The 15,088-nt window shown below is 64.7% G+C and carries 12 protein-coding genes; 8 read left to right on the forward strand and 4 right to left on the reverse strand.

All coding sequences use genetic code 11. The features are described 5' to 3' along the window. Positions 1–60: 60 nt before the first annotated feature. Both ACCQ09_RS11265 and ACCQ09_RS11270 read right to left on the reverse strand, forming a co-directional pair. Positions 61–1,989, reverse strand: coding sequence for a DUF3857 domain-containing transglutaminase family protein (locus ACCQ09_RS11265; RefSeq protein WP_228427923.1), 1,929 nt, complete (start codon positions 1,987–1,989; stop codon positions 61–63). A 161-nt stretch (positions 1,990–2,150) separates the two neighbouring features. Then, on the reverse strand, positions 2,151–4,508 hold the full coding sequence (locus tag ACCQ09_RS11270) for a DNA translocase FtsK (RefSeq protein WP_012438368.1): 2,358 nt from the start codon (positions 4,506–4,508) through the stop codon (positions 2,151–2,153). 285 nt (positions 4,509–4,793) lie between these two features. Between ACCQ09_RS11270 and trxB the strand changes: the two genes are divergently transcribed. The 4 genes from trxB (at position 4,794) to infA (ending at position 8,028) form a co-directional block, all read left to right on the forward strand. Then, positions 4,794–5,762, forward strand: a complete 969-nt coding sequence (gene trxB / locus ACCQ09_RS11275) for a thioredoxin-disulfide reductase (protein WP_011037135.1) — start codon at positions 4,794–4,796, stop codon at positions 5,760–5,762. Between the two features lie 57 nt (positions 5,763–5,819). Then, the gene (locus ACCQ09_RS11280; RefSeq protein WP_011037134.1) at positions 5,820–6,938 is read left to right on the forward strand and encodes a GNAT family N-acetyltransferase; all 1,119 of its coding nucleotides are present in this window, start codon (positions 5,820–5,822) and stop codon (positions 6,936–6,938) included. A 41-nt stretch (positions 6,939–6,979) separates the two neighbouring features. After that, positions 6,980–7,729 carry a leucyl/phenylalanyl-tRNA--protein transferase gene (aat, locus tag ACCQ09_RS11285; protein WP_040941324.1) on the forward strand — a complete coding sequence of 250 codons (750 nt, stop codon included), beginning with the start codon at positions 6,980–6,982 and terminating at the stop codon, positions 7,727–7,729. Positions 7,730–7,809: 80 nt separating this feature from the next. Beyond that, a complete protein-coding gene (infA, locus tag ACCQ09_RS11290; RefSeq protein WP_005929186.1) occupies positions 7,810–8,028 on the forward strand; it encodes a translation initiation factor IF-1 in 219 nt (72 codons plus the stop codon). A gap of 401 nt (positions 8,029–8,429) precedes the next feature. On the opposite strand, the gene clpA is transcribed toward infA, so the two are convergent. Further along, a complete protein-coding gene (gene clpA / locus ACCQ09_RS11295) occupies positions 8,430–10,712 on the reverse strand; it encodes an ATP-dependent Clp protease ATP-binding subunit ClpA (protein WP_011037131.1) in 2,283 nt (760 codons plus the stop codon). 143 nt (positions 10,713–10,855) lie between these two features. Then, positions 10,856–11,176 (reverse strand): ATP-dependent Clp protease adapter ClpS, encoded by a 321-nt coding sequence (gene clpS / locus ACCQ09_RS11300; protein WP_011037130.1) that lies wholly within the window; start codon positions 11,174–11,176, stop codon positions 10,856–10,858. Positions 11,177–11,468: 292 nt separating this feature from the next. Here clpS and ACCQ09_RS11305 point away from each other — a divergent pair, with 292 nt between their 5' ends. The 4 genes from ACCQ09_RS11305 to ACCQ09_RS11320 all read left to right on the forward strand — a co-directional run bounded on the left by ACCQ09_RS11305 (position 11,469) and on the right by ACCQ09_RS11320 (position 15,016). After that, positions 11,469–11,927, forward strand: coding sequence for an NUDIX hydrolase (locus ACCQ09_RS11305; RefSeq protein WP_011037129.1), 459 nt, complete (start codon positions 11,469–11,471; stop codon positions 11,925–11,927). Then, positions 11,924–13,060 (forward strand): tRNA 2-thiouridine(34) synthase MnmA, encoded by a 1,137-nt coding sequence (mnmA, locus tag ACCQ09_RS11310; protein WP_011037128.1) that lies wholly within the window; start codon positions 11,924–11,926, stop codon positions 13,058–13,060. Before ACCQ09_RS11305 ends, mnmA begins: the two co-directional genes overlap by 4 nt. Then, positions 13,060–13,674: a high frequency lysogenization protein HflD gene (hflD, locus tag ACCQ09_RS11315; RefSeq protein WP_029217215.1), complete on the forward strand. Its 615-nt coding sequence runs from the start codon at positions 13,060–13,062 to the stop codon at positions 13,672–13,674. The genes mnmA and hflD overlap by 1 nt, the downstream gene beginning before the upstream one ends. Positions 13,675–13,825: 151 nt before the next feature. Further along, on the forward strand, positions 13,826–15,016 hold the full coding sequence (locus ACCQ09_RS11320; protein WP_011037126.1) for a methyl-accepting chemotaxis protein: 1,191 nt from the start codon (positions 13,826–13,828) through the stop codon (positions 15,014–15,016). Positions 15,017–15,088 lie beyond the last annotated feature (72 nt).

Below are 15,088 nucleotides of genomic sequence, written 5' to 3' on the forward strand. Positions count from 1 at the left end.
GAATGGGCGAGCGCTATTGCACGACATGTTCAGATGGCGGCGCTTGCGCGGCGATCCGGCTCAGTGCGCGGTCTGCACCTTGGACAAATCGCCGTACACGATCTGCCCGCGAAAGCCGCGCCGCACCTGCTGGTACAACTGGCGAAACGCACGGTAATCCTGTGGCTGGCACAACGCCTGCGGGCCACGCACGGCCGCACGCTGCAGGCGATGCACGGCGGTCACCGTCTGCCCATCGCGTGTCCAGTCGACCACGTATTCGCCAGCGGCATTGCGAAAGGTGCTGCTACGCGGGATCGCAATGATCGGCACCGTGCTGGGGAAAGTCACCACATAGGTCTCTTCGCGTACGCTGTCGTTGCAGTAGAACGGGGTCAGATTGTCTTCGGCCGAGGTGGTGGTGTAGATCGCGCGGATCGATTCGGCACCGGGCATGTCCGGCAAGGTCATTCCGCCGACCACCGAAAAATCCACCGCATCCTTCACCAGGAAGCTGTAGCGATAATTGAAGGGCGCATCCAGATCCAGCGGGTCGCCCTGGATCAGCAGATCGCCGGTGCCGTCGAAACCGGACTGGGCAAGGATCGACTCTTCGATCCGGTTGCGATTCTGCGCATTGAGCTGCACGAACATCGCGCGCAAGCCCACTTCGCCGGTCTGCCCGCTGTCGAGCGTGGTCATGCCCTGCAGGCCGCCCTGGGGCGTGAAGCGGTAGTCGGTGCGCGCGACGTAGCGATTGACCTTGCGGTCGTTCGGCGGCGTCTGCGTGACCTTGCCGTCGCGCGTATGCACCACCGGCGCGCCGAGATCGCCGGCCGGCAACTGGCCGAAGCGCGCGTACGGGTTGGTCGAATCGACATACAGATCGAATGCAGGGATGTAGGTGATGGCGTGATTGAAGCGGCCCAGCACCGGAATTTCAGGCAGTGTCGGGCCGCCCTCGGCGCCGATCAGCACCGGCGTGCTGGCGATGCCCTTGGCTGCAAGCAGAGCTTCCAGGATCACGGTGTGGTCTTTGCAATCGCCATAGTGGTTAGCCAGGATGCTATCGGCGCTGTTGGGTTCCAGCCCGCCATTGCCCAGATACACCGCCACATAGCGAATATTCCGCGCGACCCAGGCGTACAGCGCAGCTGCCTGCGCACGCGGAGCGTCGATACCGCGGGTCACTTCATCGGCCAGCGCCTGGATCGCCGGCGTCACCGCGGCAGCGCGCCCGCCCTTGACGTGATACGCCAGGCCCATCTGCGACCAGCTATCGAAGGTGCTGGCCATCAAGGTGGGGCTGAACTCCCAGGTCGCCGCGCTCCAGTTCTGGTTTTTCATCGGCGCGGTACGCTGGTAGCGCCACTCCCAGCGCGCTTGGTCGCCACGCACTACCGGCTTGTTACTGCCCTGCAGCCCGCGTGTGGAAAGATGCATCGGCAGCGACTTCGGTGCCACTAGCGTGACGACCGCATCGTCGTACTGCGCGAACACGCTGAAGGTCTCCCACAAACTAAAATAGCCTGGGAAATACGGTGTGTTCTGCGCCCGCCGCACCCGGTAGACGATGCGCGCGCCCGGCGCCAGATTCGGGAATACCACGACCTTGACCTTGCGGTCGGCATACATCGCCGCCGAGGCGCTGGAATAGCTTTCCTGGGTGTAGATCTTGTCGGCCGCCACATCCTGGCGCAGCCCTTCGGCCGTGACGGTATACGCCTGCAGCACGTCCAGCGTTTCCATCTTCTCGCTGTAGCTCAGTCGGACCTGACTGAACTGCTCCACCGCCGACTTTGTCTTGAGCAGGATCTCGTACTCGTCGGTCTCCACGCTGCTGGCGTCGGCGCGCACTTCGTAATCAGCGCGATAGCGCACGAAGCTGTAGTTGGTGTCGGCCTGCGTGCGTGCCGCAGCAGTGGGCGCTGGCCGTTGCTGGGCCTGCGCCTGGGCGAGCAACGGTACGCAGAGAAACAGCACGAACAACAACAAGGGACGATCCAACATGGGTCTCGGTCGCGGCAGGCCGGAGCGGCCCTCACTCACAGGGTAGCCGTTGTGCCCGGCAATGACAGGCACGGACTTCCAACAATGCCGCATTGCTGCACGCGGCGAGGTTCCTGAATCGAAAACGCACCAGTGGCAGCGTGCACCGATACCGCAGGCACTCACTTGGGCGGCGGCGGCGCCAGCACGGTGCGATCGCCGTTGTGCTCGGGCGGGCTGACCACTCCTGCCGCTTCCATCGCTTCGATCAGACGCGCGGCACGGTTGTAACCGATCTTCAAACGCCGCTGCACACCTGAAATCGAGGCACGCCGGGTCTCGGTGACGATGCGCAAGGCTTCGTCGTACAAGGGGTCGGATTCGTCGCCGCCACCGCCACTGCTTTCCGGCAAGCCGGTCGCACCCACCACGGTGCCATCGCCCATGGTCTGCACTTCGTCCAGCACGCCTTCGACGTAGGACACCGGCCCGCTGGCCTTGAGGTGTTCGACCACGCGGTGCACTTCTTCGTCGCTGACGAAGGCGCCATGCACGCGGTCCGGCAATGCGGTGCCCGGCGGCAGATACAGCATGTCGCCGTTACCCAGCAGCGCTTCGGCGCCGGACTGGTCCAGGATGGTGCGCGAGTCGATCTTGGAACTGACCTGGAACGCCACGCGGGTCGGGATATTGGCCTTGATCAGGCCGGTAATCACGTCCACCGACGGCCGCTGCGTCGCCAGGATCAGATGGATACCGGCCGCACGCGCCTTCTGCGCCAGACGGGCGATCAGCTCTTCGACCTTCTTGCCGACGATCATCATCATGTCGGCGAATTCGTCGATGAAGATGACGATGAACGGCAGCGTTTCCAGCGGACGCGGCGCCTCGCCCAGTTCCGGGTTCGGCTTGAACAGCGGGTCCATCATCGGCTGACCGGCGTCGATGGCGTCCTTGACCTTCTTGTTGAAGCCGGCCAGGTTGCGCACGCCCACCGCGCTCATCAGCTTGTAGCGGCGCTCCATTTCGGCCACGCACCAGCGCAGGCCGTTGGCGGCTTCCTTCATGTCGGTGACCACCGGCGCGAGCAGATGCGGGATGCCCTGGTAGACGCTCAGTTCGAGCATCTTCGGGTCGATCATCAGCATCCGCAGTTCCTTGTGCGAGGCCTTGAACAGCAGGCTCAGCACCATCGCATTGACCGCCACCGACTTGCCCGAGCCGGTGGTACCGGCGACCAGCAAGTGCGGCATGCGCGCCAGGTCTGCCACAGTCGGCCGGCCGGCGATGTCCTTGCCCAGGGCCAGCGTCAGCGGGCTGGCCGACTTGTCGTACTCCTTGGAGCGCAGCAATTCGCTCAGGAAGATCATCTCGCGGCTGACATTGGGAATTTCCAGGCCAATCACCGACTTGCCCGGGATCACATCCACCACGCGCACCGACTTCACCGACAGCCCGCGCGCGATGTCCTTGTCCAGCGAGCTGATCTGGCTGACCTTGATGCCCGGCGCCGGCTCGATCTCGAAGCGGGTGATCACCGGACCCGGATAGGCCCCGACCACCTGCGCCTCGATGCGGAAGTCCTTGAGCTTGAACTCGATCTGCCGCGACAGCGTTTCCAGGGTTTCTTCCGAATAGCCCTTGGCCTGCGGCTTGGGGTCGTCCAACAACGCCAACGGCGGCAGGTCCGAGCCGTCGGTGCTGACGCCCTGGAACATCGGAATCTGGGTATCGCGCTTGGCGCGCTCGCTCTTTTCCACCACCGGTGCCGGCGGCGGCTCGATCTTGACCGGCTCGCGCTTGGCCTGCTTGACCGCATCGACCTTGCGCACTTCCTCGCGTTCTTCGCGCATCACGCGGGTCTGCTGCCACTCGGTGGCCTGATGCGACTTGCGCTGCAGCAATGGTCCCAGCGCCAGCACCCACTTGCCGATGCGCTCCATCACCACGAACCACGACAACCCGGTCGCCAGCGTGATCGACACCAGCAGCAGCACCACCACGAACAGGTTCGCCCCCAGCGCACCGAACCCGGCGCTGAGCGAATTGCTCACCAGCCGGCCCAGGATGCCGCCCGCGCCAGCCACGTCGCCATTGAACAGGCGCAGGTGCAGGAAGCCGGTCGAGGCAATCAGGAAGCCGACCATGCCGACCAGGCGCAAGGCCGGGCCCAGGTCGGCCTCGGCCTGCCCTTCCTTGTCCATGCCGAACAAGGCGATCCAAGCCACTGCGCCCAGCACCACCGGCAACAGGAAGGCCACGTAGCCAAACAGCTGCAGCAGCACATCGGCAATCCAGGCACCTACCCGGCCGCCCATGTTGTGCACCGGTGCGACCACGCTGCCGGTCTGCGACCAGCCCGGGTCCGCCGCCGAATAGGTGAACAGGCTCGCCAACAGGTACAGCAACAGCGGCGCAACCGCGATCAGCGCCAGATCGCGCCAGAGCTTCTGGCGACGGGGAGTGTCCGCGGCCGCCGGCTTGCGCGACGACGACTTGCCCTCTGCGGGCTTGCTGCGTTCGGGAACCTGCTTTGCCACCTGTAGCCAGACCTTAGAAAAATGCTGTTAGTGGTTGATAATAAACGACTGAGTGCACAGTTTCAGCAGCCACGCATCGGATCGCCAGCAACCTACGCCGCAGCCAACGAAAAACGCCGCACAGGGCGGCGTCGAAAGCGCGAATGGGGATGACCATGCCATCGGCGGTCCAAGCAGTTCCATCGCGCCGCCTTGATTCACCGGGTGGGGACCGCCACTCTATGCCGCCACAGGGGCGCTGATTGCACCGCGCCAACCCTGCCTTTTCCTAGATCGCGAGTATACATGAGCGCCTCCTCTGCCAGTCCCGCCAAGCATTCCCGCCTGCTGATCCTCGGCTCCGGCCCGGCCGGCTGGACCGCCGCGGTCTACGCCGCCCGCGCCAACCTCAAGCCGGTAGTGATCACCGGGCTGCAGCAAGGCGGCCAGCTGATGACCACCACCGAGGTGGACAACTGGCCGGGCGACCCCCACGGCTTGATGGGCCCGGACCTGATGAGCCGCATGCAGGCGCATGCCGAGCGTTTCGATACTGAGGTCATCTTCGACCACATCCATACCGCCGACCTGTCGCAGCGCCCGTTCCGGCTGATCGGCGACAGTGCCGAGTACACCTGCGACGCATTGATCATCGCCACCGGCGCGACCGCCAAGTACCTGGGCATCCCCACCGAAGAAGCGTTCAAGGGCCGCGGAGTGTCCGCCTGCGCCACCTGCGACGGCTTCTTCTACAAGGACCAGGACGTGGTGGTGGTCGGCGGCGGCAACACCGCGGTCGAAGAAGCGCTGTACCTGTCCAACATTGCCCGCAAGGTCTACCTGGTGCACCGCCGCGACACGCTGCGCGCCGAAAAGATCATGCAGGACAAGCTGTTCGCCAAGGTGGCGGCCGGCAAGATCGAAACCGTCTGGCACCACGCCATCGAAGAAGTGCTGGGCAACGATGCCGGCGTGACCGGCGTGCGGGTCAAGTCCACCCTCGACGGCAGCACCCGCGACATCGACGCGCACGGCTTCTTTGTCGCCATCGGTCACCACCCCAACACGCAGCTATTCGACGGCCAGCTGGCCATGAACAACGGCTACCTGGAGATCCGCTCCGGCCTGAACGGCGCGGCGACCGAGACCTCGGTGGCCGGCGTGTTCGCAGCCGGCGACGTCGCCGACCAGCATTATCGCCAGGCCATCACGTCGGCTGGTTTCGGCTGCATGGCCGCGCTGGATGCCGAACGGTATCTGGACAAGAGCGCCTGAGGTGATGGCTGGGCGACGGCCCCACCCGCAGGCCCCTTGCGCTAGAGGGGCAGCGGCGTGAGCGTGACTGCGCGCTGGTGCCGCCAGCTTGCGGAGATACCTGCCGGCGCCTGGGACAGCCTGCATGACGGCGCGCACCCCTTCGTTTCCTACGCCTTCCTCGAAGGCATGGAGCGCGAAGGCTGCCTTCGCCCGGACTGGGGCTGGCAGGCACTGCACCTGACGTTATGGGACGGCGACGCCCTGGTCGCCGCTGCCCCGGGCTACCTCAAGAACAACTCCCATGGCGAGTTCGTGTTCGACCACGCCTGGGCACATGCCTATGCCCGCTACGGCCAAAACTACTTCCCCAAGTGGCTGTGCGGGGTGCCGTACTCGCCGGTGACCGGCCCCCGCCTGCTGGGCGACCCGCGCTGGCATACGCACCTGCTCGACGGCATGCGCACGCTGGTGGAAAGCGCCAGCCTGTCGTCTGCGCACGTCAATTTCTATCCCGCCAACGAGGACGCGGCATTCACCGCAGAGTGGCTGGAGCGCAACGACCTGCAATACCACTGGCACAACGCAACCGGCTGGGCCGACTTCGAGGCCTACTTGGGCGCGATGAACCACAAGCACCGCAAGAACATCCGCCAGGAGCGCGCCAAGGTGCAGCGCGCCGGGGTGCGTTTTCGTGTGCTGCATGGTGACGAGGCTAGTGCGGACGAGCTGCAGGCCATGTACGGCTTCTACCTCAAGACCTTCGAGGAATACGGCAACTCCCCCGCGCTAACGCCCGAATTCCTGCAGCACCTGGCGCAGCACCTGCCGCGGCAGCTGGTGATGTTCCTGGCCGAGCTGGACGGGCAACCCATCGCCGGGGCGCTATGCCTACGCGGCGGCGACACCCTGTACGGCCGCTACTGGGGCGGCGAAGCACTGCCTGGCCTGCATTTTGAAACCTGCTACTACCAGGGCATCGAGTATTGCCTGCGCGAAGGCCTGACCCGCTTCGAACCCGGCGCCCAGGGGCAACACAAGATTGCGCGCGGCTTCCTGCCCACCCTGGTGCGCAGCCGCCACTGGATTGCCGACCCCGGCTTCCGTGAGCCGCTGGCGCAGTGGTGCGCCGATGAGCGCGCCGCCGTGGCCCAGCATGCCGTCGAGCTGGCCGACCACAGCCCGTTCCGCGACTGACGACGTCGCCGCAGCGCAGACCGCGCCGCTAGACTCTGCGCATGTCGCGCACCCTGCCCCATCTGTTGTCATCGGATCCTGCAAGCCCGTTCCCACCCGCCGAGCACGCCTTGCGCGAGCCCGATGGGCTGCTCGCCATCGGCGGCGACCTGCACCCGCAGCGGCTACTCAACGCCTACGCGCACGGAATCTTTCCCTGGTTCTCCGACGGCCAACCGCTGCTGTGGTGGAGCCCGAACCCGCGCACCGTGTTTCGCACCGACGCCATCCACTTGTCGTCCCGCTTCAGGCGGCAGCTGCGCACGTGCACCTGGACCCTGCGCGCCGACACCGCATTTGCGCAGGTCATCGCCGCCTGCGCGTCGAGCCCGCGCCCTGGCCAGGACGGCACCTGGATTACCGACCAGATGCAGGAGGCCTACCTGGACCTGCACAGACGCGGCTACGCGCATTCAGTCGAAGTGTTTGACGGCGCGCGTCTGGTGGGCGGCATCTATGGGGTTGCGATCGGCCAGATGTTCTTCGGCGAAAGCATGTTCAGCGGCGCCAGTGGCGGCTCCAAGATTGCACTGGCAGCGCTCGCCGCCGAACTGCATGGCCTCGGCTGGCCACTGATCGATGCACAGGTGGAAAACCCGCACCTGATGCGTCTGGGCGCACAACGCCTGCAACGCGAGCAGTTCCTGCAGCACGTAGCCACCCAGGTCGCATTGCCCGAGGCACCTGGCAGCTGGACGCAACGCTATGGCGAACGGCACGCAAGCGGGCTTGCAGGAGTCCGCTTAACATAAAATTTGCGCCTCGGCGAGATGGAGCGTAAAATGCTGTCCCTTACGGCCCTGCCGGGCCAACCGTGATTGCACAGGATTACATGTCGAAAGACGACTCCATTGAATTCGAAGGCAGCGTCAGCGAGACGCTCCCCAACACCACGTTCCGGATCAAGCTGGAAAACGGGCATGAAATCATCGCCCACATCTCCGGCCGTATGCGCAAGAACTACATCCGCATCCTCACCGGCGACCGCGTCAAAGTTGAGATGACGCCGTACGACCTCACCAAGGGTCGTATTACCTACCGCATGAAGTAAGCGGTTCTGGTATCAAGACGCGAAGCGGCCAAGTGCCGCTTGTTGTCGTGCCTGGAGTTTTATTTTCTGCCCGTGCGGTCGCGTTACATGGGCAGGCTTTCGCCTGCGCGCTGATCTGTGCGTTGACGTTTTCGGCGGCCGATAGCGCAGCTGCGTGACGCAGCCGCAGAGGAGCGGGCGCCGGCGTCGGCGCATCATGGCGTCCAAGTGCGGGAAGATCGCCGTAAACCACCTAGGCGCCATGCGCTGCGTACAACCCTGAGCCGCGCTGCAGCGGTCGAACAGTCACATGGTCTGCTCCAGCAGTACGCCAGAACAGTGCCGCTCCAGCTCCAGCGCCTTCAACACAAAAAAGCCGCTCTTTCGAGCGGCTTTTCTCTAGCAGCGACCAATCGCAACGATCAATCAACCGTAGCCGGCAACAGGCGCTCCGGTTCCGGATGCGCTTCGACCACCAACTCGCCATCCTTGACGTCGATATTGACGCGGCCACCTTCCACCAGCTTGCCGAACAGCAACTCGTCGGCCAGCGGGCGCTTGATCTTCTCCTGGATCACGCGCGACATCGGGCGCGCACCCATCAGCGGATCGAAGCCATGCTGGGCCAGCCAGTCGCGCGCGGTCGGCGTGGCCGACAGCGACACGTGCTTTTCCTGCAACAGCATTTCCAGCTCGATGATGAACTTGTCCACCACCCGCAGGATGTGGTCAAAGCCCAGCGGCTGGAACTGCACGATCGCATCCAGACGGTTGCGGAACTCTGGCGTAAAACCGCGGCGAATCGATTCCATCGCATCGGTGGAATGATCCTGCTTGGTAAAGCCGATCGAACGACGCGAGGCCTGCGTGGCACCGGCGTTGGTCGTCATCACCAGGATCACGTTCTTGAAGTTCGCTTCGCGCCCGTTGGTATCGGTGAGGATGCCGCGGTCCATGACCTGCAACAGGATGTTGAAGATGTCCGGGTGCGCCTTCTCCACCTCGTCCAACAGCAGCACGCAGTGCGGCGTCTTGACGATCTTCTCGGTCAGCAGACCGCCCTGATCGAAGCCGACATAGCCCGGAGGCGCACCGATGAGACGACTGATCGAATGCGCTTCCATGTACTCGGACATGTCGAACCGCACCAGCTCAATACCCAATTGCAGCGCGAGCTGCTTGGTGACCTCGGTCTTGCCCACACCGGTCGGGCCGGCGAACAGGAAGTTGCCGATCGGCTTCTCCGGATTGGCCAGGCCCGAGCGCGCCAGCTTGATCGAGCCAGCCAGCGTTTCGATCGCCGGGTTCTGCCCGAAGATCACCATCTTGAGATTGCGTTCCAGATGCTGCAGCACGTCCTTGTCGGTCGCGCTGACCTGCTTGGCTGGAATACGCGCCATCTTGGCCACGATGGTCTCGATCTCTTGGATGTCGATGAGCTCCTTGCGCTGCCCTTCGGGCAACAGACGCTGGCGCGCACCGGCTTCGTCGATCACGTCGATGGCCTTGTCCGGCAGCAGACGGTCGCCAATGTGCTTGACTGAGAGATCCACCGCCGCCTGCAACGCATCATCGGCATAGGTCACGCCGTGGTGCGCTTCGTACTTGGGCTTGAGGCCCTGCAGGATTTCGAAGGTTTCACCGACGGTCGGCTCGACGATGTCTATCTTCTGGAAGCGGCGTGCCAGGGCACGGTCCTTCTCGAAGATGCCGCGGTATTCCTGGAACGTGGTCGAGCCGATGCAGCGCAGCTCGCCCGACGCCAGTGCCGGCTTGATCAGGTTGGAGGCGTCCATGGTGCCGCCCGACGCCGAGCCCGCACCAATAATGGTGTGGATCTCGTCGATGAACAGCACCGCGTTCGGCACCTTTTTCAGCGCCGTCAACACGCCCTTGAGGCGCTTTTCGAAGTCGCCGCGGTACTTGGTGCCTGCGACCAGTGCGCCAAGGTCAAGCGAGAAGATCACCGCGTCGGCCAGCACTTCCGGCACGTCGGCATCGACGATGCGCTTGGCCAGGCCTTCGGCGATCGCGGTCTTGCCCACGCCGGCCTCGCCCACGTACAGCGGATTGTTCTTGCGGCGGCGGCACAGGACCTGGATGGTGCGTTCGATCTCGTCCGCACGCCCGACGAGCGGGTCGATCTTGCCGTTACGGGCATGATCGTTCAGGTTGGTGGCGTACTCGGCCAGGGCGTCGCCCTTGCCTTCGCCCTCGCCCGCATCGCTCTTGGGCTCACCATCGGAGGCGGACGGCTGCTCGCCGTCTTCACCCAGCTTGGCGATGCCGTGCGAGAGGTAATTGACGATATCCAGGCGGGTGATGTCCTGCTGATTCAGGAAGTACACCGCATGTGAGTCTTTTTCGCCGAAGATCGCCACCAACACATTGGCACCGGTGACCTCCTTCTTGCCGGAAGACTGCACGTGGTAGACGGCGCGTTGCAGCACGCGCTGGAAGCCCAGGGTGGGCTGCGTGTCGCGGCCATCGTCCTCGGCCAGGCGCGAGACCGAGGCCTCGATCGCCTGTTCCAGGTCAGTGTGCAGACGCACCTGGTCCGCACCGCAGGCCTTCAAGACGGCTTGCGCGGAGGGGTTGTCCAGCAGCGAGAGCAGCAGGTGTTCGACGGTCATGAATTCATGCCGCGCCTCACGGGCTCGCTTGTAGCACTGGCCGATGGTTTGCTCTAGGTCTTTGCTGAACATTGGTAACTCCGAACGGCTGTTGCCAACAATATGCGGCTTTTGTTGGGATTTTCCACAACCCTATCGGATAGGCATGTTCAGACGGCGTTAGCACGCCATTGCAGCAACACCGTTGCACTGCTGGAATGATCCAGCCAGACCGCTCAGGCCTGCTCCATCGTGCACAGCAGCGGGTGCTGGTTCATGCGCGAGAATTCGTTGACCTGGGCCACTTTGGATTCGGCAACCTCGCGGCTGTAGACGCCGCAGACGCCGCGCCCCCGCGTATGGACATGCAGCATCACCTGGGTGGCACGCTCCAGCTCCAGGTTGAAGAACTGCTGCAGCACGGTCACCACGAAGTCCATCGGGGTGTAGTCATCATTCAGCAGGAGCACCTGGTAGCGCGGCGGTGGCGCCACCTCGGGCTTGCTGGTCTCAACCACTAGGCCGTGGTCGTGTTCGTGGGAGGTCTTACGAGGCATCCGGCCATTATACGGTCCCGCGCCCTCCGCATTGGACGATTTGGCCCCGCGCCCGCACAATTTACGCCTGTTCTCCGGCCGGCCACTGATGACGTCTTCCACCACTGCGTTGCAATGGCACGCTCCGTGGCGCACTGCGCTACTGCCGGCATCCGCATTGGCGGCATGCAGTGTTGCACTGCGCCGCACTGCGGATGCCGCACCTAGCGCCCGCTGCGATCGGTGGACGGCGCTTGTTTCCTGTGCGGCGCGGATCAATCTCCAGCCTGCCACTTCCTGGACCCAGTGACTGATGACGCTTCAAGAAACCCGCTGGCACCCCGATGTCACCGTGGCCACCGTGGTGGTCCGTGACGGCCGCTTTTTGCAGGTGGAAGAATCCATCGGGGGGCGCCTGCTGTTGAACCAGCCCGCCGGGCATCTGGAGCCGGACGAAAGCCTGCTGCAGGCGGCCGTGCGCGAGACCCTGGAGGAAACCGGCTGGGACGTGCGCCTGACACAGTTCATCGGAACCTATCAATGGGTGGCGCCCACCGGGCAGTGCTTCCTGCGCTTTGCCTTCGTCGCCGATGCCCTCGCCCATCATCCCGAACGCAGCCTGGACACGGGTGTGGTGCGCGCGCTGTGGATGACGCCCGAGGAACTGCGCGCTGCCAGCGATCGGCTGCGCAGCCCGCTGGTGTGGGAGGTGGTGGCCGACTACCTGGCCGGGCAACGCCATCCGCTTGCGCTGGTACGGCACGTCGCATGAGCACGCCGCGGACCATCGTAGGGGTGTCGGGCGGCGTGGATTCGTCGGTGGCGGCATGGAAGCTGGCCCAGGACGGCGAGCCGATCGCCGGCCTGTTCATGCAGAACTGGGCCGACGATGGCAGCGGCGACTGCCGTGCCGAGGACGACCGGCGCGATGCGGTGGCTGTCTGCGGCGTGCTGGGTATTCCCTTCCATTTCCGGGATTTCTCCGGCGAGTACTGGAGCGGCGTGTTCGAGCATTTTCTGGCCGAATACGCAGCCGGACGCACGCCGAACCCGGACGTGCTGTGCAACCGCGAGGTCAAGTTCAAGCACTTCCTGGAGGCTGCCCAGGCGCTGGGCGCCGAGCGGATCGCCACCGGCCACTACGCGCGCGTGGCGCATCTGGGCGGGCGCTGGCGGCTGCTGCGCGGCGCCGACCGCAACAAGGATCAGAGCTACTTTTTGCACCAGTTGGGCCAGAGCCAGCTGGCGGCCACGCTGTTCCCGATCGGCGAGCTGGAAAAGAGCGCGCTGCGCCGCATCGCCCAGGACGCCGGCCTGCCGACGCATGCCAAGAAGGATTCGACCGGCATTTGTTTCATTGGCGAACGCGACTTCCGCGAATTCCTGGGCCGTTATCTGCCCGCCCGCACCGGCGAGATCCGTGACCCGCAGGGGCAGCGAATTGCCGAGCATCCGGGGGTGTTCTATTTCACCCTGGGCCAGCGCGAAGGCCTGAATATCGGCGGCGTGCGTGGGCGTGCCGCAGCGCCCTGGTATGTGGTGGGCAAGGATGTGGGCAGCAACGTGCTGTATGTGGACCAGGACCGCGACAGCCCGCTACTGCAGTCCCGTTGGCTGCAGTCCGAGCAGGCGCACTGGGTCACCGGCGCGCCGCCGGCGCGCAGTTTCAGCTGCACCGCGCAAACCCGCTACCGGCAGCCGGATGAGCCCTGCACCGTCACCGTCCAGGACGACGGCACGCTGCAGGTGAACTTTGAGCGGCCGCAACGCGCAGTGACGCCGGGGCAGTCGCTGGTGCTGTACGACGGCGAGGAATGCCTGGGCGGTGCGGTCATTGCCGCCACCGATGCGCCGCTGGAACGCCAGCTGGCGGGATCTTCTTTTTCTTCCGAGGTAGTGGCTTGATGAGTTCTTCCATGGATCACCGTGTGCTGGCGCTGGCCGGCGTCGCTCAGGCCTTGCAGCAGGTGCGGCGGATCGCCGAGACCGGGCATTCGGAAGCGGCAACGGTTCGCACTGCCGTGGACAGCGTATTCCGGGTGGACGCCGCAACGCCCGAGGGCGTGTATGGCTCCTCGGCCGATGTGGCGCCAGGCCTGCGCCTGCTGCACAACTATTTCACCAACCAGGGCAAGGACGACATGCTGCCGCGGCTGGCCCTGGCGGTGCTGCAACTGGAGCGGCGCTTCGTGCGCGACCATTCCACGGTCGAGACCGTCTCCAAGGGCATCGAGGCGGCCGCCCGCCAGGCCCAGACCTTGGGCGACAGCGCGCACCCGGATGTGCTGAGCGCGCTTGGCGCCCTGTATGCGCAGACCATCAGCCACTTGCGCCCCAAGGTCATGGTGCAGGGCAACCCGCACTACCTGGGCCAGGCCGGCGTGGTCGCCGAGATCCGCGCGCTGCTGCTGGCCGCGGTGCGCTCGGCGGTGCTGTGGCGGCAGATGGGCGGCAGCCTGTGGGATTTCCTGTTCGCCAAGCGTGCCATGATCGAGGCGGTGGCGCGCGCGCTGCGTTGATTGCGCAGGTCGCCTGCGTGGCGTGAGACACGCGCAGGCAGTGGGCACACAGGTGTGATGCAGTTGAATGGCGTGCAGCGACGTGGTGATCGTCGCTAAAGACAAAGGGGGTACGGCCGATACAGCAACCGTGACTCTGCCGAGAACGCCCATGTATTCACGTCCACTTATCCGTCTGGCCGCCCCTTTGGCCCTGACCTTGCTGTTTCCCTTCGCCGTTGGATTCGACTGGCCCGCTTCGGTGCGCTGGGCGATCCTGGTGACCATGACCCTCAGTTGGTTGGGTTTCGCTGCCTGGGTGACGTATTCCCAGTTCCGGCGTAATCCGGACCAGATCCGCATCCTGCGCGAGCAGGACCAGTTGCTCAACGAACTGCGTACGTTCGTCAGCAACGAAGTCGACGGTTCGCGCTCCGAAGTGGAACGCGCCCGTGAACTGATCCGCCAGGCCGTGTCCGGTCTGGGTGGCAGCTTCGAATCGATGAACCGCAAGTCGCGCCAGCAGAGCCAGGCATTGGCCCGCATCGTCGACCGTGCCGGTGACGACGGCAGTGCCGGCGTCGACGTGGCCCGCTTCGCCCAGCACGCCAGCTCCCGCATGGAGCAGTTGGTGGAAGCGCTGGAACAGGTCAGCGGCCAGAGCACCAACACGGTGCACCACATCGACGAGATGGCCCAGCACCTGGATGGCATCTTTGCGCTGCTGGAAGACGTCAAGTCGATCGCCGACCAGACCAACCTGCTGGCCTTGAACGCCGCCATCGAAGCAGCGCGTGCCGGTGAAGCCGGTCGTGGCTTCGCGGTGGTCGCCGACGAGGTGCGCAACCTGTCCGAGCGCTCCACTACCTTCAACGAACAGATCCGCAAGCTGGCACACAGCTCCAAGGAATCGATCGCCAAGGTACGTGAAACGGTCTCGCAGCTGGCCTCTCGTCACATGGACCGCTCCCGCGAGGCGCGCCATGAATCGGCCGCGATGCTGGAGAACGTTGCGCAGATCAACGCCTCGTTGGGCGATGGCATGCGCGAGATCTCCGAGTGCGCACGCTCCATCGATGGCAGCGTGGCCGAAGCGGTGCGTGCCCTGCAGTTCGAGGACATCGCCACGCAGACGCTGAGCGGTATCCACACCCACCTGGATCGCCTCACCGCGATCAACCGCGAAGCCACGGCGCTGCAGGAACTGCTGCATCGTAATGGCGGCGTGTACGACAGCGACCTGGTTGCGTCGCTGGCCAAGGTGTCCAGCCGTCTGCGCGACATGCGTGTGGAGTGGGAACGCCCGCCGCACAAGCCGGTCGCACAGCAGGGTATGGGCGCTGGCACGGTCGAGTTGTTCTGAGACCGATGCCACGTACTGCCTGATCCCGACATTTCCCCGGTCTTTCCGGGGATTTGTCGTTCCGCACGACCC

Origin of the sequence: Xanthomonas sp. NCPPB 2586 (assembly GCF_041475775.2) — a bacterium.
GTDB lineage: Bacteria > Pseudomonadota > Gammaproteobacteria > Xanthomonadales > Xanthomonadaceae > Xanthomonas > Xanthomonas campestris.